This window comes from Shewanella sp. 1CM18E (assembly GCF_023161665.1).
Lineage (GTDB): Bacteria > Pseudomonadota > Gammaproteobacteria > Enterobacterales > Shewanellaceae > Shewanella.
The window spans coordinates 48146-66750 of sequence record NZ_JALNTW010000004.1; the positions used below are offsets into that span (position 1 = coordinate 48146).

The 18605-nt window shown below is 43.2% G+C and carries 17 protein-coding genes; 6 read left to right on the top strand and 11 right to left on the bottom strand.

What is annotated here, in order from left to right:
* Positions 1-82 precede the first annotated feature (82 nt).
* The 3 genes from MSG37_RS07545 to tkt form a co-directional block, all read right to left on the bottom strand.
* A complete protein-coding gene (locus tag MSG37_RS07545; RefSeq protein ID WP_248469966.1) occupies positions 83-1258 on the bottom strand; it encodes a phosphoglycerate kinase in 1176 nt (391 codons plus the stop codon).
* A gap of 134 nt (positions 1259-1392) precedes the next feature.
* On the bottom strand, positions 1393-2415 hold the full coding sequence (gene epd / locus MSG37_RS07550; RefSeq protein WP_248469967.1) for an erythrose-4-phosphate dehydrogenase: 1023 nt from the start codon (positions 2413-2415) through the stop codon (positions 1393-1395).
* Between the two features lie 212 nt (positions 2416-2627).
* Complete coding sequence (gene tkt, locus MSG37_RS07555) at positions 2628-4619, bottom strand: transketolase (protein WP_248469968.1); 1992 nt, start codon at positions 4617-4619, stop codon at positions 2628-2630.
* Between the two features lie 505 nt (positions 4620-5124).
* On the opposite strand from tkt, the gene metK reads away from it, so the two are divergent.
* Both metK and MSG37_RS07565 read left to right on the top strand, forming a co-directional pair.
* A complete protein-coding gene (gene metK, locus MSG37_RS07560) occupies positions 5125-6279 on the top strand; it encodes a methionine adenosyltransferase (RefSeq protein WP_248469969.1) in 1155 nt (384 codons plus the stop codon).
* 402 nt (positions 6280-6681) lie between these two features.
* Complete coding sequence (locus MSG37_RS07565) at positions 6682-7179, top strand: GNAT family N-acetyltransferase (protein WP_248469970.1); 498 nt, start codon at positions 6682-6684, stop codon at positions 7177-7179.
* A gap of 259 nt (positions 7180-7438) precedes the next feature.
* Here the strand turns inward: MSG37_RS07565 and MSG37_RS07570 are convergent, their stop codons facing one another.
* Together MSG37_RS07570 and MSG37_RS07575 are read right to left on the bottom strand one after the other, a co-directional pair.
* On the bottom strand, positions 7439-9010 hold the full coding sequence (locus tag MSG37_RS07570; protein ID WP_248469971.1) for a hypothetical protein: 1572 nt from the start codon (positions 9008-9010) through the stop codon (positions 7439-7441).
* 434 nt (positions 9011-9444) lie between these two features.
* On the bottom strand, positions 9445-10140 hold the full coding sequence (locus MSG37_RS07575) for a VC0807 family protein (protein WP_248469973.1): 696 nt from the start codon (positions 10138-10140) through the stop codon (positions 9445-9447).
* A 582-nt stretch (positions 10141-10722) separates the two neighbouring features.
* On the opposite strand from MSG37_RS07575, the gene MSG37_RS07580 reads away from it, so the two are divergent.
* Entirely contained in the window at positions 10723-11259 is a 537-nt protein-coding gene (locus MSG37_RS07580) for a DUF3016 domain-containing protein (RefSeq protein ID WP_248469974.1), read from the top strand.
* A gap of 167 nt (positions 11260-11426) precedes the next feature.
* Here the strand turns inward: MSG37_RS07580 and MSG37_RS07585 are convergent, their stop codons facing one another.
* Together MSG37_RS07585 and MSG37_RS07590 are read right to left on the bottom strand one after the other, a co-directional pair.
* Positions 11427-11777: a hypothetical protein gene (locus MSG37_RS07585; RefSeq protein WP_248469975.1), complete on the bottom strand. Its 351-nt coding sequence runs from the start codon at positions 11775-11777 to the stop codon at positions 11427-11429.
* An 8-nt stretch (positions 11778-11785) separates the two neighbouring features.
* Positions 11786-12343, bottom strand: a complete 558-nt coding sequence (locus MSG37_RS07590) for a GNAT family N-acetyltransferase (protein WP_248469976.1) — start codon at positions 12341-12343, stop codon at positions 11786-11788.
* Between the two features lie 409 nt (positions 12344-12752).
* On the opposite strand from MSG37_RS07590, the gene MSG37_RS07595 reads away from it, so the two are divergent.
* Complete coding sequence (locus MSG37_RS07595; RefSeq protein WP_248469977.1) at positions 12753-13694, top strand: GGDEF domain-containing protein; 942 nt, start codon at positions 12753-12755, stop codon at positions 13692-13694.
* A gap of 157 nt (positions 13695-13851) precedes the next feature.
* Here MSG37_RS07595 and MSG37_RS07600 read toward each other — a convergent pair whose 3' ends face one another.
* Entirely contained in the window at positions 13852-14070 is a 219-nt protein-coding gene (locus MSG37_RS07600) for a hypothetical protein (RefSeq protein WP_248469979.1), read from the bottom strand.
* 99 nt (positions 14071-14169) lie between these two features.
* On the opposite strand from MSG37_RS07600, the gene MSG37_RS07605 reads away from it, so the two are divergent.
* A complete protein-coding gene (locus MSG37_RS07605) occupies positions 14170-14583 on the top strand; it encodes an META domain-containing protein (protein WP_248469980.1) in 414 nt (137 codons plus the stop codon).
* 70 nt (positions 14584-14653) lie between these two features.
* Here the strand turns inward: MSG37_RS07605 and MSG37_RS07610 are convergent, their stop codons facing one another.
* A complete protein-coding gene (locus MSG37_RS07610) occupies positions 14654-15952 on the bottom strand; it encodes a dicarboxylate/amino acid:cation symporter (RefSeq protein WP_248469981.1) in 1299 nt (432 codons plus the stop codon).
* Between the two features lie 170 nt (positions 15953-16122).
* Positions 16123-16416, bottom strand: coding sequence for a hypothetical protein (locus tag MSG37_RS07615; protein ID WP_248469982.1), 294 nt, complete (start codon positions 16414-16416; stop codon positions 16123-16125).
* A gap of 153 nt (positions 16417-16569) precedes the next feature.
* On the opposite strand from MSG37_RS07615, the gene MSG37_RS07620 reads away from it, so the two are divergent.
* Positions 16570-17013: a GNAT family N-acetyltransferase gene (locus MSG37_RS07620; RefSeq protein ID WP_248469983.1), complete on the top strand. Its 444-nt coding sequence runs from the start codon at positions 16570-16572 to the stop codon at positions 17011-17013.
* Positions 17014-17116: 103 nt separating this feature from the next.
* Here the strand turns inward: MSG37_RS07620 and MSG37_RS07625 are convergent, their stop codons facing one another.
* Entirely contained in the window at positions 17117-18484 is a 1368-nt protein-coding gene (locus MSG37_RS07625; RefSeq protein WP_248469984.1) for an L-serine ammonia-lyase, read from the bottom strand.
* Positions 18485-18605: the final 121 nt, after the last annotated feature.

Genomic DNA, 18605 nt, shown 5'->3' on the forward strand with positions numbered 1-18605 from the left:
TAACCCCGACAAATGTCGATTTAAAGCCCACCAACAAACAGTTTGGTAATTATTTTGTAAGCTTGCGCTTATTGTTTAATAATTACTGACCGCGACTTTCAAGCATTGCTACAGCTGGAAGCTCTTTGCCTTCTAAAAACTCAAGGAATGCGCCGCCACCTGTTGAAATATAAGACACTTTATCAGCAATATCATATTTATCTACTGCCGCTAATGTGTCGCCACCACCCGCAATAGAAAATGCATTTGATTCTGCAATCGCCTGAGCGATACGCTTAGTGCCTTCACCGAATTGATCAAATTCAAATACACCTACAGGGCCATTCCATACAACAGTACCGGCATTTTTGATGATTTCAGCAAGTGCTTCAGCGCTGTCAGGGCCGATATCAAAAATCATATCGCTGTCAGATACTGCGCTTACATCTTTTAGCGTTGCTGCCGCTGTAGGGCTGAACTCGCCTGCAACAACCACGTCTGTTGGTACTGGAATGTCACCACCGCGGCTTTGCGCGTTTGCAACTAGGCGCTTAGCTTCTTCAATCAGGTCAGCTTCATAAAGTGACTTACCTACTTGATGACCGGCTGCAGCAACGAAAGTGTTAGCAATACCTCCGCCCACTACAAGTTGGTCAACTTTAGTTGAAAGACTTTCAAGTACTGTTAGCTTAGTTGACACTTTAGAACCACCAACAATTGCTACCATTGGGCGCGCTGGGTTATCAAGTGCTTTACCTAAAGCTTCTAGCTCACCAGCAAGTAGCGGGCCGGCACAAGCGATAGGCGCGTGCAGGCCAACACCGTGAGTAGATGCCTGTGCGCGGTGCGCCGTGCCAAATGCATCCATTACGTATACGTCACACAGTGCTGCCATCTTTTTAGCCAATGCTTCGTCGTTCTTCTTCTCACCTACGTTAAAACGTACGTTTTCAAAAACAACCACTTCGCCAACGGCAACTTCAATACCGTCAAGGTAGTCAGCCGCTAAGCGCACATTGCAATCAAGTGCTTTAGTTAGGTAATCAACCACTGGCTGCATTGAAAACTCAGCGTTGAATTCACCTTCTGTTGGGCGACCAAGATGCGACATAACCATTACAGCTGCACCTTTTTCAAGTGCAAGCTTAATAGTCGGTAATGATGCGCGCAGACGTGCATCACTAGTGACCACACCGTCTTTTACTGGTACGTTTAGATCTTCACGAATAAGCACGCGCTTACCTTGAAGGTCCAAATCTTTCATATTAAGAATCGCCATGTTCATGCTTCCTTACTATCTAAGTTAAAGTTAAAAATTAAAGTTAAATTCTAAAGTAAAAGCTTTTTCAAACAGCTAAACTGCGGACTCAATCAGGCTTAGCTAGACTCAGTCAGCGTTAAAATAGGTTGCTCTTATTGCGCTTCACGTACCGCGCGGATCATCTCTAAACTGGTGTCGAGCATACGGTTAGCAAACCCCCACTCGTTATCACACCACAGCAGTAGCTTAACCAAATGGCCATCGCTAACTCGGGTCTGCGTGCCATCAACAATGCTTGAACGTGGGTCATGGTTAAAATCACACGATACTAATGGCTCATTAGTAAAGCCAACAACACCAAGGAACGAGCCTTCAGTCGCTTGCTTAAGTACTCGGTTAACGGTGTCGATATCGACGCGCTTATTCAGCGTTACGGAAAGGTCGATTGCGGTGACGTTAATGGTAGGCACCCGTACTGAGATTGCTTCAAACTTGTCTTTCATGTGCGGCAAGATGCGCTCAATACCGCGAGCAAGTTTAGTATCTACTGGAATAATTGACTGACCTGCAGCGCGAGTACGGCGCAAATCATCATGGTATGCATCAATAACCTGTTGGTCATTCATTGCAGAATGGATTGTAGTGATAGCGCCACTTTTTACTTCAAAGTGTCTATCAAGTACATCAATCACTGGCACGATACAGTTAGTGGTGCAAGAGGCATTCGACACTACCGTATGTTCAGCTTTGAGCAATTCGTGATTCACACCATATACTATGGTGGCATCGACATCATGGGATGATGGATGGCTAATTAGCACCTGCTTAGCCCCAGCTTTTAAGTGGGCCTCACATTCTTCTCTGCTGTTAAGTACACCCGTTGCCTCATAAACAATATCAATCCCTAACTCTTGCCAAGGCAGGTTTTCAGGATTGGGCTCATGCAACAGCTTAATGGCGTCATCGCCGATGACCATATGTTGATCTTCGAGCTTTACCTGAGTATGAAAACGACCATGAGTGGTGTCGTACTGGGTTAAATGAAGCATCGCTTCTGGTTTTGCCAACTCGTTAATCGCCACAATCTGAATGCGATCGCGTTTTGCAGATTCGTACACTGCACGAAGAATTGACCGACCAATGCGGCCGTAGCCATTAATAGCGACTCTGATCATGTAAGCTTTATTTTCCCTTTAACAGCTGATTTATTGATACAACAACGGCCTACCTAAATAGGTAAGCCGTTGTATCATAAAAGTTTAAGTTTAAACATACTTAAACAGATATTCTGTATCATTGAGCAATTGCATGATGCATTAACTAAGTTAGCCAGTTGCATAACTTGCTTAAATCGCCAATGCATCCCTTGCTTTAACACGCTTACGGATTATAAGCCGTTAACGGTTGCAACAACGTTCTCAACAGTAAAGCCGAAGTGCTTCATCAAGTCGCCGCCTGGAGCTGATTCGCCGAAGGTAGTCATACCCACAACTGCACCACCAAAACCAACATACTTGTGCCAGAAGTCTACGTGAGCCGCTTCAATCGCAACACGCTTAGTCACAGAGCTTGGTAATACCGACTCTTTATAAGCTGCATCTTGCTTGTCGAACTCGTTAGTTGACGGCATAGAAACAACACGTACCTTTTGACCTTGCTCAGTCAGTGCAGCAGCAGAATCAAGTGCTAGCTGTACTTCAGAACCAGTAGCAATAAGGATTAGGTCTGGTGTGCCAGCGCAATCACTTAGTACATAACCACCTTTAGCAACGTTAGCTAATTGCTCAGCAGTACGTGCTTGTGCAGGCAGGTTTTGACGACTGAAGATTAGCGATGTTGGCGCTGTGCGGCGCTCAATTGCATTCTTCCAAGATACAGCTGTTTCAGCCGCATCACATGGACGCCATACGTTCATGTTTGGTGTCATACGTAGGTTAGCAAGCTGCTCAACTGGCTGGTGAGTTGGACCATCTTCACCTTGACCGATAGAGTCGTGGGTGTAAACGAAGATGTTTTGGATGCCCATTAGTGCCGACATACGAACAGCGTTACGTGCGTATTCCATGAACATCATGAACGTTGCGCCGTAGTTGATGAAACCACCGTGAAGTGATGCACCATTCATGATACCGCTCATACCAAATTCACGTACACCGTAGAAAATGTAGTTACCAGCAGGATCGTCTTGGATACCTTTAGAGCCAGACCAAAGCGTTAGGTTAGAACCAGCAAGGTCTGCAGAGCCACCTAGCATTTCAGGTAGGATGGCACCAAATGCACCAATGGCATTTTGTGAAGCTTTACGGCTAGCAATACCTTCAGCTTTATCTTGGCACTCTTGAATGAAAGCTTGCGCTTTTTCCTCAAAATCAGCTGGTAAATCACCAGTGATTACACGGCGCTTGTATTCAGCAGCCAATTCTGGGAATGCAGCTTCATAAGCAGCGAACTTGTCGTTCCAGCTTGCTTCATTAGCAGCGCCCGCTTCTTTAGCATCCCAACCCGCGTAAACGTTTTCAGGGATTTCGAATGCGCCGTGGTTCCAACCTAGGAATTCACGTGCCGCTGCGATTTCTTCGTCACCTAGTGGTGCGCCGTGACAGTCGTGGCTGCCAGACTTGTTTGGAGAACCAAAACCAATTGTGGTTTTGCAGCAGATCATTGTTGGCTTGTCAGTGACTGACTTAGCCTCTTCAATAGCCGCGCGGATCGCGTCGCTGTCGTGACCGTCTACGTTAGCAATTACGTGCCAACCGTAAGACTCAAAACGCTTAGGTGTATCATCAGTGAACCAACCTTCTACGTGACCGTCGATAGAGATCCCGTTGTCATCCCAGAATGCAATTAGCTTACCAAGACCTAACGTGCCCGCTAGTGAACATGCTTCGTGAGAGATACCTTCCATCAAACAGCCATCGCCTAGGAAGCAGTAAGTGAAGTGATCAACAATGTCGTGACCTGGCTGGTTAAACTGTGCAGCCAATGTCTTCTCAGCAATCGCCATACCTACAGCGTTACTGATACCTGCACCTAATGGACCAGTGGTAGTTTCAACACCTGGTGTGTAACCGTATTCTGGGTGACCTGGTGTTTTAGAATGAAGCTGACGGAAGTTTTTCAACTCTTCGATAGGCAATGCGTAACCAGTAAGGTGTAGCAAAGAGTAAATAAGCATAGAGCCATGACCGTTAGAAAGAATAAAGCGGTCACGATCAACCCACTCAGGGTTGTTAGGGTTGTGCTTTAGGAAATCATTCCATAGCACTTCAGCAATATCAGCCATCCCCATTGGTGCACCTGGGTGACCTGAATTGGCTTTTTGAACAGCATCCATGGTCAATGCGCGGATTGCGTTTGCGAGTTCTTTACGAGATGACATGCTCTCTCCTGCTTGTTTTTGAGGTTTTGAGGCTTAGATTGAGTGAAAGGCGGTAACTTTAAAGCCACTCTGCCGTTCACACACAAATTAGGGAGCCATATTTTCGCCTACTAGGCTGTAGGACGCAAATTTAATTCACCAACAATTAAAAATATTGCTACTTATAACAAGCTTGCATAAAGCTTGTACGATGAAAGCTAAGCAAATATTAGTGCTAGAGTTTATGTCTCGCTCTACGAGCAGGTAAAATTTGACCGATAAAGGGTAAATTTTTATCTTTTTATATGCAGAACACTGCCAAGTAAAGTACAAAAATAGCCTTAAGTTACATAACGATAAGCCTAATCATAAATAACATTCATGATGCACCTATAAAATAAATAGCGCGAGAGACCGCACAAAATTTAGCGAAGGGGGTGTTATCAACGCCGTTTTACACTAGAATAGCCGTCTAGATGTAGATACTTCTACACATTCGAATTGTTTAAAGACGAGATTTTCCATCATGGCAAAGCACTTGTTCACCTCTGAGTCGGTCTCAGAAGGTCATCCAGATAAAATCGCCGATCAGATTTCTGATGCGGTACTAGACGCAATTTTGGAGCAAGATCCAAAAGCTCGTGTAGCATGCGAAACTTATGTCAAAACTGGCATGGTTATGGTTGGCGGCGAAGTTACTACTTCTGCTTGGGTTGATATCGAAGAGATCACCCGTAAGACTGTACGTGACATCGGCTACACTCATTCAGATATGGGTTTTGATGCAGACTCTTGTGCAATCTTAAACGTGATTGGTAAGCAGTCTCCAGACATCAACCAAGGTGTTGACCGTGCTGACCCTAAAGAGCAAGGCGCTGGTGACCAAGGTCTAATGTTTGGTTATGCAAACAACGAAACTGATGTTTACATGCCTGCACCTATCACTTACTCGCACATGCTAGTAAAGCGTCAGTCTGAAGTACGTAAAGACAAGACTTTGCCTTGGTTACGTCCAGATGCGAAAAGTCAGGTGACTTTTGCTTATAACAGTGACGGTAGCGTTGCTGGTATCGATGCAGTTGTTCTATCTACGCAGCACAGCGAAGATGTAACACAAGCAGACCTAATTGAAGGTGTAATGGAAACCATCATCAAGCCTGTATTACCGGCTAAGTGGTTATCTAAAGACACTAAATACTTCATCAACCCAACTGGCCGTTTCGTTATCGGTGGTCCAGTAGGTGACTGTGGTCTAACTGGTCGTAAGATCATCGTTGATACATACGGTGGTATGGCTCGTCACGGTGGTGGTGCTTTCTCTGGTAAAGACCCATCAAAAGTTGACCGTAGTGCAGCATACGCAGCACGTTACGTTGCTAAAAACATCGTTGCAGCAGGTCTAGCTGACCGTTGTGAGATCCAAGTGTCTTACGCAATTGGTGTTGCAGAGCCAACATCAATCAGCATCGAAACATTCGGTACTGCTAAAGTTGCTGAAGAGCTACTAATCGATCTAGTACGTCGTCACTTCGACCTACGCCCATATGGTCTAACAGAAATGTTGAACCTAGCTCGTCCAATCTACCAAGCGACTGCAGCGTACGGTCACTTTGGTCGTAACGAGTTCCCATGGGAAGCAACAGACAAAGTTGACGCACTACGCGCTGACGCAGGTCTATAATCGTTATCGATTAATTTAGCGTTGCTGGTTCAACGCTAATAAAAACCGCCACTTGGCGGTTTTTTTATGTCTATTGCAGACATTAAGAAATGCAAGATTTCTAACTTAGTTAGGCACATGAAACTAAGTGCTCATTTTATCTACAGTGGTTCCAATGACCTGCGGTCGGCGTATGTGCAGATACTGCCGTGACACGCTATAAATACATCCCTGTAAGCTCGGCCATGACGTCCATGTCATGGACGGTCACGGCCGCATCTACACTAAGTTACAAAACACTATCCCTGCCACCAAAGTAATTAATGAACTAGAGCAGGCTATACTAATACGCCATTGATAGTAGAAAACCGACTTTAATGCGACAATTTAACTTTCAGAAATAGACTCACAACCATTTTGTTTATGACAACTGCAATAAATACAAAGCTGCAATTAACTTGGTTAGCGCCTGACGAGCGTATAGAGGTGAAGAAGTTCTACCGCCAGCACATGCCTTATGCACGCTTGTTGCAGAAAGAGTCTGTCTGTGTATTAACGCAAGCTGACCCTAACCTTGATAGTGTTGACGAAATAGATAGTGTTGGCGAAATCACTTCTTCCAACATAGTCGCTAGTGCCCGTATTCGACCTATTGGTCAGTTAGCCATTTTAACCGGCATGTTAGTGCACCCAGATTTTCGCGGCCAAGGTGTGGGGCATCGTTTGATGCGAGAACTAGGATCAGTTCTCTGTGATGGTAAGACGTATATTTTTGCCTTAGCGCATTTAGAAGGTTTTTACGCACAACATGGGTTTAGCACTGTGTCATCAGCGCCCAATGATATTCAGCAGTTGTTTTTAAAGTATCTGGGGGATGGTGAAAGGTTGGTGTTAATGGGATTAACCCCATCTTCTCAGTGAACCTGTTGCTATACCGCCATGGTAATACTCAGTTGCAACGTTCGGCAACACGGGTTCCAATGACCTGCGGTCAGCGCATGTGCAGACACAGCCGTGACACGCTATAAATACATCCCTGTAAGCTCGGCCATGACGTCCATGTCATGGACGTCATGGCCGTATCTACACCGAGTTAGCAAAGCAGTATTATCCAAACCTTTTTTATCCTTATTTGCATTTCTAGAAGTCAGTTACATTGTAAATGACTAATTATATGCAATTAATCACCTGAGAACGACAAGGTCGAAACTGATTTTGAATTGCTACTAGGAGTAAAGTTTAGTTTCACGCTTCCATCCCCCTCAGTCGCAACTATATCCATATCAAAATAGGTACGTTCAAATTTCAGTGACTTCAATTCAAGCCCGAAGTTTTCAGGTAAAAAATCCACGTTAGAAATACGCAAGTGATTTGGTCTGCCTGCTTTTCTACTCTCCATAAATTTCTCATACTCTGTCAAACTAGTATTGAACTCAAAAGGCTCTATATTTTCACCTAAAACAATCTCTTCACCTTCAAGTAAACTCGATATATAAGACAAACTGTTGAAATCCTCATCAGATAAATTAAAGTCACCATAAACAGGTGGTGAAAGGTTATATTTATCTGCAATTTTCATATAACACTCAATGATATGAATAAGGTTACCAAATCGTTCGAAAAACTTTAATTCGGAATAATGGCTTTCATCTATCAGCATAGGACCAATAACTTGACCTTCCTCAAGTTCCAAACCAAGGCTTAGCTCTCCCCCATTTCGGAGAATATCTTTGGCCATTAGGAGCTTGCTAAAAAATGGTAACCGTCTAAAGCTCTTTCCATTCCATAAAGAGGTATTGATGATGAACTTACATGTAGCTTTAGGGTTATTAGCATCAGTGAGATTGTAAAAATAAGTTATTTTAATCAACTGACTAAATGCATACGCTTCAAACTTAAGGCCACCGTTCAAACAAATTTGCTTTCCTTTAAAGCTCCCTAAATAGATTTGGCTAGATGGTGATATAGCATATAAGTCGACCATTATTTTCGTAGATTTGGGCTCTATAATTAGTTCTTTATTTACACCTTCGCCATTACCAATCGTCTCAAACAATTTAGAGCCAGTAAACTTAAAGCTATCATCTGATAACTTTACAGGCTTCCCCGTTTCTCTCATCAGTTCAAGATTAGCTTTAAATGCTTCTCCATCCGTTTGATTCATCGATATAGAAAAACCAGCATCATTTGTTAAAGCAGTAATATTTCGAAATGTAGAGCCATTAATAACGTTAGTTTGAACAGAAAACCTACTATCCAAATTATTGAGGTGTTCATCAATAAAGCCAACCATCTTAGATGGTGTACTGCTAGAGTATAGAGAGCCCCTGCCAGATACGTAATCTAAAGTGCTCATTAATGCCTTTGACTCAACTTCTTCTGCTGGAAGAAGTTTTTTACCAATATTCTCTCTCACATAAACAAGAGCTTGATTCTTCCAATTATTTAATAAAGCTTCCGAATAAGATGCTTCATCAACATCAATAAGCTTAGAACATGTATTACAAAGCCAAATACCATTGTCATAGTGTTTTCTTTCAGCTTCTGTTTGTTCCAACTTGTAGCGAGGCCCTCCTGGTGCAGCCGCGCATATGTGAGCTGCCACCCCAACATTTGAAGACGAGAACCCATCACTTTTCGATGCAACAGTTAGAATTCTGCAGTCTGGTTTTGAGCATAAACTTGCTACATTCTCTCTCAGCAAGCGTTTTGTTTTATCAGAAAAGTCATGTCTTTTATGGTTTGAAACCATCCACTGAAACCTATGTGATTTTAAATAAATAAACCACAACACTTTATCTATTAAGTGTATAAAAGAAAAGAATATTAATTTGATAAAAGGCTAACAGAAAACACCTGTTCCCCATCGGAGTTGCCGAGGTTATTGAAGTCAATCGCGTGAGCGAGGCATGGATGCCGAGATAGCCTTAGGTGAGCCATGGACGGCGAATATGAGGCGATAGCGATTGTCGAAAATAACTGAGGATCAACAACTTCGTTAGGGGCGTCATGGTGGATGCAAGGAGGATAAGGACGAGCAGTCCTCCTTGCCCGGGTGTGAGCTGGAAGCTCACGACTTTTATCAAACGAAGTTTGATTACCCGCTAGGGTTTGGGATGGAATCCCACGACGTTAGTTGTTAGACGAAGTCTAACTTAAAAGGTCAGACGCAACCTGACACAACCACTATTGGTTGGCCAAAACCTCTTCCAGCTTAAGCCCGGTCAGATCTCGAATCGTGCGCCATAAATAATAAAAAGTGCCCATCATCATCAACATCGATGGCACAGCAATCATTGGGTAACTGTATAAACTCAACTCCCCTAACTGCTCATTAAACTCAGGGGTGCCGGTTGGGCTGGTCACTATCCACTTTGCCAATATGTAATTCATCGTGGCCGAGAACGCAAACGAGCCTGCAACCATATAGGTAGCAGTCATGAGTCGCTTCTCAAATGCCGCCATACAATTGTTCTGTTGTAAGCGCTGCATGATCTTATCTACATCCATCACCGCAGGATTAAAGACCATAGCTTTGATTAATGGCTTAGAAGTAAAGGTCGAAATAAGCACTGCAATACCGATAACCGCTGGAATAGCGGCCTCTTTAATTGCCAACCACTTAAGGTCAAGTTCTAGTAAACCTATACCGCCAGTTAACAGCACATTGGCTAAACCAAGCAAGGCGATAAAATTAAACTTTTTATACTTTATTAGCTCAAATATGCCCCAACCTAATGGAAAGCTTAACGCCAACATTAAACCACCACTCGCACCTAGCTGCTCATCACCACTTAACTTCATTAAAATAAAAGCGGGGATAAAGACACTCACTAACAGGTCAACCATAGGCCGAGGTTTATGCGTTGATGTACTACTCATGTGTTGTTTTCCAAGCGAAGCATATAAGCTTCGAAAAAATTAAAGATAAACCAGCGCTGCTTCTATGATCTTAGACTAGCCACTCTATGATGCCAGCATAGATACTAAACCGCGTACAGGGGCGTAAAAATACCTTTTTCTGGCGCTGGTGTCACTCATGAGTAGTCATTGTTGAGAGTGGAGTTTATCAAACTTCAACAATTGGACTTGAGCTAGAATCGTGCGGCTAAGCGATGCTCTAGAATACTTCAGCCGCGACAAGCGATAACGTTCGAAAATAAAAGCTTGGTGCCCAAATCACGCTACAGCTTTTAAGTCTATATAACGTCATTTAAACTATTTAGAGGGAGACTGCCACTCACCTCTTAAGTTTGCTTAGCTAGTGTATTCAACCTACTATTATTTAACCCAAAACAGGTTACTACTTAGAGAAAATGCCGACATCAACTCAGGGGTAAATTGAACTGGGTGATAACAATAATTGATCGATAACTTATAACAATCAGTATTAAAAGTTGGTCTACTCAGAGCTACTAAGCTTCACACCGAGTGGAATATTATCTGATATAAAACGGAGCCAATATGAAACACTTACTCATGATAGTTGTTATAGCAGCGACACTAACCATGGCAGGTTGTGCCCAACAACAAGAACCCAGTGAACCGCAAAACTTTCTAACTAATGATGGTAAGGTCAATATTCTCTGGCAGAACACTAATGATTATACCGACATTGAAGCTACAGCTGGAGTGCAGTCAAAGTTTGAGCAGTACCTATTTACCCAGCTCACTCAAGAGCTCGGTAAGCTTGCCAATAAGCATTTAACTGATGGACAGCAATTAGATCTAACGGTTACTAATGTTGATCTAGCAGGAGATGTTCAACCCACTTTTGGCGCATCGGTAGACGACATTCGTATAGTCAAAGATCTTTATCCACCAAAATTAGATTTTGAGTATGTGTTAAGCCAAAATGGAAAAGTCGTCGCGTCAGGCACTGAGAAACTCAGAAATATGGGTTACCTTTCAGATATTCAGCCATTAACTAGCGACAGCTTCCGTTATGAACAAGACTTACTCACCGATTGGTTTAAGCAAACAATTAAGCCACTGTTATAGTTGAGGTTAACGGCAATAAATTGGGCAATAGCTTTTGATAAGCTATCGCCCTTTTACGTACTTTTCACTCATTTTATAAATAGCTTTGCTCGTCAGTATTCACGGTATTATCGCAGCTAGACTAAATCTAATCAGTGTTACCCAATAAGGCTCCTACCACACGACTCCTAACAATGATCAAAATGTGCATTTTCCATGCACATAAACTCCACCTGTTGCATCGATAAAATTGGCGGTTGCAGCACCGCAATTGATTCGGCGCTAATATCTTCTAGGTCGGCGATTTCACCTAACTGATTGCCGTATGAATTAGTGCGGCCACAGTAGATAAAGTGTTTATGCCAGCGCACGAGATAAGCCGTTTGTGTAACGCCATCAATGCTGACTTCAGCTTCTAATGCATGGCACTCTTGGCCTTTAGCAGTTAACACCGCAACCACTAACTTTAGGTTATCAAAACCCGATAAGTTCAGACTCAGGTATGGGTTAAAAATCGCGGCAACTGATGCTGATAACATATAAATCCTTAGAAAAAGCTTTCATTGGTTGGCAGAACTAATAGATAGTAATCACGGTCGTCAAAACTAATATAATCGACAACTTGCATACCGGCTTTGCGGGTATGGGCGGCAAATGAGCCTTGATTATCTTCGGCAATAAAAGTCAGCATGTAAGACAGCTCACTGCCAACCTGTTTTTTTAAAAATGCCACCATGGCTTCGAATATGCCTTGGCCACGATGCTGTTTGGCAATCCATATTGGGCCATATTGGCAACAGTTACTCTCGGTGAGTTTCGCGCGTTCATAATCAAGTTTTGGTAAACGATTAAGCAAGTTGCGATAAATTGGCCATTGCTTAAAGAAAGACCATTTACCCGCAATAACATAGCCAATAATTTCAGCATCAACTTCAGCGACCACAACCCAATGTTGGCCGATCAATGTTGTAAAGTCGGCTTTTGAAAAGGATTGACCTTCAAACGAGTTATCACGTTTATCGGCTGCTAATTCATCTTGTAAGTGCATCTGTTCTAATGCAACTAATGCGGCAATATCCGCTATTTTAGCTCTTCTTATATTCATCTTTACATTAAGTTCTTACAGCCCAAAGAGGATGCCTTTCATCTATCTACAATACCTAAAAACGCTAAACAATTTGCCGCATAGTTATGCTGGTTAACTCAGCGCCACCCTTTAAAAAAGTGCATAGCTGATAAGTTGTTATGCGCTGACTTCTTATATTGTTTTGCTATTAGATACATATCAGGCGTATATGCTGATTATAGCGGAATATGCTGCAAGCTTGATAGATGGGCGTTTCTTCAAGCTCAAACTAAATGATGAGTTTTATCCAAGTGATCCGATGTGTACTATTTAAGCATAAAATAGCAAAAATCCTACATTTTTAACATTCAAATAACCATCGAAAGTTAGTATAGTTGTTTAGTCATTAAGCATGAGTACTACCTCTGCAATAACCAATGAGCCCAACATGTTAGCCCAAGACAATAACCAAAAGGTTTGGCTAAGGGAAAAGGATCATCCCGCGATTAGTATGCCAAGATGGCAGCAACAGGTCGATGTTATAAACGACCTTTACCAAGCAAAAAATACCTTAATTATTCAAACCAATGGCGAAGAAGCCCAAACGGTTTGTAGCGCCCCTTTTGACTCAAAAAATTTGATATTAGGTGAAATATTCGAAGCAAAAGGATTAATTCAGTCAATGACTGAAAAAGCTGATTTTGGCGTTATCCACTTAGACCCTGCTGAAATTGGTTGTGCAACCAATGCTGCTGAGCGTTTATTAGCCGTTCAGCTTTCATGGCCTGATGGCCGAGTATTTGGCTGTTTGCTTATTTGCGATCCACAACCTGAGAACATGACAGCTACTCACGCTGCGGTATGCGGCTCGGTAAAAGCCTTAATTCAAGGCGAATTTAAGCAGATGTATATGATGGAGCAACTGCAAAGATTGTCTGTGCAGGATGAGTTTACCTACATGCTTAACCCTTATGGCTTTAACTTAATGGCACCAAGGCAACTCAGCTTGAGTAGGCGGTTTGGTTCCCATGCAGGGTTAATTGTACTTGAGGCCATGCCATCAAGAACAAATGCATCTGAGGCGATTGGTTCACAGTTTATTCGTACAATAGCCAGAGTTATCTCCGAAAGTATGCGTGAAGCGGACATTTGTGCGCGTTTCGATGATAAGCAGTTTATTATTTTGGCTTTTATAGACCATGAATCTAACTTAGATACTTTGGTTGCACGCCTACGTAAGCGACTCGTTAGGGAGGCGCCTGATGTCGATTTAGTCAGCGGTATGTGTTTCTTTAGCCCTGACAGCCAGCAATCGTTAATGCCGATGCAGCAAGAGGCGATTGCCGATCTTGAAAAAAATCGCGCGCAAATTTTAGCGAAAAGACGGTAATCCCAGCGGCAGTCGCTTAGTTAATTTAGCAAGGAATTGATTAGCACTAGTGACGGTGAGTTCCGCCCTTACCCATTACCAATACTGAGTTTTGGGTGAGGCGCTCAAGCAAATAGCGACAATCCTTTTAATTAGTAACCGCTATTTACGCGTGCTTTTATTCGCTGGGATTTTGGGCCCTCGCCCACTCTAAAAACAACGCAATGGGAAAAGATGACATTAGCACCATACCAAGACCTGCCAAGCTCGCCACCAGTACCATGCCAGCAACCTGCTGTGACCAATCAGATAGAAAATAGATCCCTATTGCAGTCAATAACATGGCTAATCCTAACCAGTGCATCATTTTCAGGGTATCTATGATACGTTTTTGCACGTTAAACCACCTTTTTCTACTGATTTTTTTACTAATCCGCCTAGCGGTTAGTATAATATACTCACAATATACCGATATTAATCACTTTGGATCCACAACATGATAAAACAATCCTTCATCGTAGCTGGTCTGCTATTGGGTTTAGCTGCATGTCAGTCAACTCCTCAAACTCAAGTTGAGGATTTAGCCATCGAAGGTACATGGCACATTGAAGCTGCAGCTGGCAAGCCAGTTATTGATTACAGCCCAGCAGAACTTATATTTGCTGCAGATGGCAAATTAACCGGTAACAACAGCTGCAATAACTTCTTTGGTAGCTACACCATCGATGGCCAAGCATTAACGCTGCAGCCAGCGGGCAACACTATGAAAGCTTGTGTTGATGCACTAATGGCACAAGAGCAACGCGTAATGCAAGCTATGCCTCAAGTTGCTCAAGCTGAAATGGCTAAAGGCAAACTGCTACTAAAAGATGCTGACGACAAAACGGTATTCATTTTAAGCAAAAAATAAGCATTTAGTTGCAGACATAAAAAAACCGCCTGCTGGCGGTTTTTTATTGGTGCAGATATAGGCTAAACCGTTAAGACTTTAGCTTTTCGGCCATTTCAGCACTGTCTTCTGCATTCGCATTGTAATGCTCAACATCAATCTCGCCTTCTGACTTTGCAATTACAGTCGTGGCAACTAAGTCACCAGAGACGTTTACTACGGTACGCGCCATATCCAAAATACGGTCGATACCCGCAATAAGAGCAACACCTTCAAGTGGCAAGCCAACTGTGGTTAACACCAGCGTTAGCATCACTAGACCTGCACCAGGTACACCCGCGGTACCAATAGAGGCCAAAGTCGCAGTCAAAATAATGGTGATGTAATCAACCCAAGTTAAGTCGATACCGAAAGCTTGCGCCACAAACAGCGCCGTTACGCCTTGGTAAAGTGCGGTACCGTCCATGTTGATAGTCGTGCCTAATGGCAATACAAAACTTGAGATCTTCTTGTTCACGCCCAAGTATTCGCTAGCACACTTCATGCTGGCTGGCAGTGTACCCGCAGAGCTTGATGTGGTGTAAGCAACCGCAATTGCATTGCTAATACCTTTGAAGAACTGCAGTGGATTAAGCTTGGCAAATACCACTAACACAAAGCTGTAAAAACCAACCACATGTAAGAAACAGCCGATATAAACCGCTACAATCACCTTGATAAGCGGCATCAACATATCAACGCCATACTCACCTGCTACCCACGCCATCAAACCAAATACACCGTACGGAGCAAGCTTCATTACAAGGTCGGTAAGCTTATACATAGCTTCAGCTAAGCTTTCGAATACTTGAATAGCTGGTTTACCATGGTCGCCAATTAGCACGAGTGCAATACCTAGCGCTACAGCAAACACAATAACTTGTAGGATTTGACCACTCGCCAGTGCTGCAACTGGGTTAGTAGGTACAATATCAATCAAGGTTTGCATGATAGATGGTGCTTGCTTAACAACCTCAGCAGACTCATGTGGCACCATATCTAAGCCAGTACCAGGCTGCATAATATGGCCAACCACTAAGCCTAGAGTGATTGCAATTGAAGTTGTACCTAAGTAGAAAGCAAATGACTTAAACCCAATGCGCCCCATTTTTGCGGTGTCTTGCATCGAAGTAACACCAACAATCAGAGAACAAAATACCAAAGGAACAATCAGCATTTTGATGGTGTTAACGAATAACGTACCAATCGGTTTTAAGTAAGTAGCCTGCTCGCCTAAGCCAATTCCGGTTAAAATACCTAACAGCATACCAATCATGATCTGTAACCATAAAGGCACAGACATCCAGCTCGACCACACTTTCTTAAAAAGTGAAGCTTGTTGATTCGACATATTTAAACCTTGAAACAGTGGAGGGAGGACAACCAGCCTAGCGGCCAGCTTAAAAAATAACGCGGCAGTTTAGCATACGCTGCAATAGCAGGAGATGATCTATGTCACGCTGGTTTGCCCCATACTGGAGTCACTACAAAAACCGCTATAGCACTGAAGATATCGTAATTTTAAGCATCAAATTTTGAGGTTTTATGATTTTTTGAGAACTGCATTTTATATAGTGCAGCCGGAGGTTGGTCTCGCTCCATGAGATGGCTCCAATATGCGTCATCAAAGCCTGAAAAAAACGCTTTTCCTTCAGCCCGCAGAATAAGCCACCACCAAACAAGCCCCCATAAACCGAGCGTAAGCAGAGTTAAAACAAAGTGCCATCCATGTTTAATGTCTTTTGGGTCACGCTTTAAGGCACATTTTCGAGCCTCGGGCTTTGTAGCGAGAGAAGTTACTTGGGACTTTTTCATACAGACTCCAGTTGTGTGCTGGCCATAGAAAAAGTCTAGCAGAGCTAGACTTTAGTCGAATATTAATTAGTGAAAATTTTCAGCAGTTAGTTAAACAGCATTAAGCTTGATTTCGCTTCGTGTTAGAGTGAGCCAAAAAAAGGAACCTTATTAATGATTATTCGTAAAGGCCAACTCGCCGACCTACACGCCCTAGTTAACTTTAACCAAGCAATGGCACAAGAAACCGAAGGCTTAAGCCTAGACAGCCAAACACTTGAAAAAGGCGTAAATACCTTACTGACATCACCAGAGAAAGGCTTTTACTTAGTCGCTGAGATTAACGGTGAAATTGCAGGCTCACTCATGGTGACATTCGAATGGAGCGACTGGCGCGCTAAAGATTACTACTGGATCCAAAGTGTGTATATCCGTCCAGAGAATCGTCGCCAAGGTATTTATGGCAAGCTTTACCAAGCGGTAAAAGACATTGCTGCAGACAACGGCGGCGCAGCCAGTTTTAGACTCTATGTAGAGCAAGAAAATACTAAGGCGCAGCAAACCTATAGTGCGCTAGGTATGGAACAAAGCTACTACTTGATGTACGAACAAAAGTAATCGCTATCTGCCGCTCTGCTAATTGAGCAAATTACAAACATGAAAAAGGCCATCAATTGATGGCCTTTTTGCTACTTGTCAGACAGTGTCTAACAATAAAAAGTTAACCGCAGATGCTGGTTACTTTAATCGCCAAACCGCCTTGGCTAGTTTCACGGTACTTAACGTGCATATCTTTACCCGTTTCGTACATAGTCGCGATAACTTTGTCTAAGCTCACTTTTGGTGCGCAGTTACGACGCATAGCCATACGTGATGAGTTAATCGCTTTAACAGCAGCAATAGCGTTACGCTCAATACATGGAACCTGAACTTGGCCAGCAACCGGGTCACAAGTTAAACCTAAGTTATGCTCCATGCCAATTTCAGCAGCCATACATACTTGCTCAGGGTTTGCGCCCATGATCTCAGCAAGGCCTGCAGCAGCCATTGAACAAGCTACACCCACTTCACCCTGACAACCCACTTCAGCACCAGAGATAGAAGCGTTACGCTTGTATAGCGAGCCAACTGCAGCAGCAGCTAAGAAGAAACGCGTGTACTCTTGCTTACCAACAGGCTTAATGAACTTGTTATAGTAAGCAAGTACCGCAGGAATAATACCTGCTGCGCCGTTAGTTGGCGAAGTCACCACACGGCCACCAGCAGCGTTTTCTTCACTTACAGCCATAGCAAAAACGTTGATCCAATCAACGATTTCCATTGGGTCGCTAGATAGACGCTCACCAGTAAGCAACTGGCGGTAAAGTGCGGGGGCACGACGAGCCACTTTAAGTGGACCTGCTAATACACCTTCAGTTTGACAGCCTTTTTCAATAGCGTCATGCATGGTTGACCATACTGCGCCAAAGCCATCGTAAATCGCTTCTTCACTGTTGAATGCCAATTCATTCTTAAACATGATGCTGCTGATGCTTAAGCCAGTTTCTTTACAGGTTGCTAATAGCTCATCTGCGTAGTTAAACGGGTATGGCACTTCAACTGGGTTTTCAACTTCTTTGCCGAATTTTGACTCTTCAACAATAAAGCCACCACCCACAGAGTAGTAAGTCTTGCTTAGTACAAGCTCATCACCATTGTAAGCGTGTAGCATCATGCCATTTTCATGAAGTGGCAATGCGTGGCTATGGAAAATCACTGCGTCGTGACCAAAATCTACTAGCTGCTTTTCGCTGCCCATAGGTAGTTTTTGTGTCTGCTCAACGTCAGCAATAAAACCTGGGATTGCATCGATATCAACGCTCTCAGGTGAGTTACCACCTAAGCCAACGATAATTGCGATATCAGTATGGTGACCTTTACCGGTTAACGATAAAGATCCAAAAATCTCAACACCTAAACGTGTCACTTGTTCGAACTGACCCGTTTGACGAACATCATCGATAAACTCTTTGGCGGCCTTCATCGGCCCGACAGTATGAGAGCTCGATGGACCCACACCTATCTTAAAAATATCAAATGCGCTAAACATGAAAATAACCTCGAAAAAAGAGGAAAAGCCGGGAGAGTTCCTGGCTTTGTCATACATCTATGGAACTAAAAAGCTGGGCGCTAAAGCTGCTCGCATGCAGCGTTAAACACCCAGCCAGTAT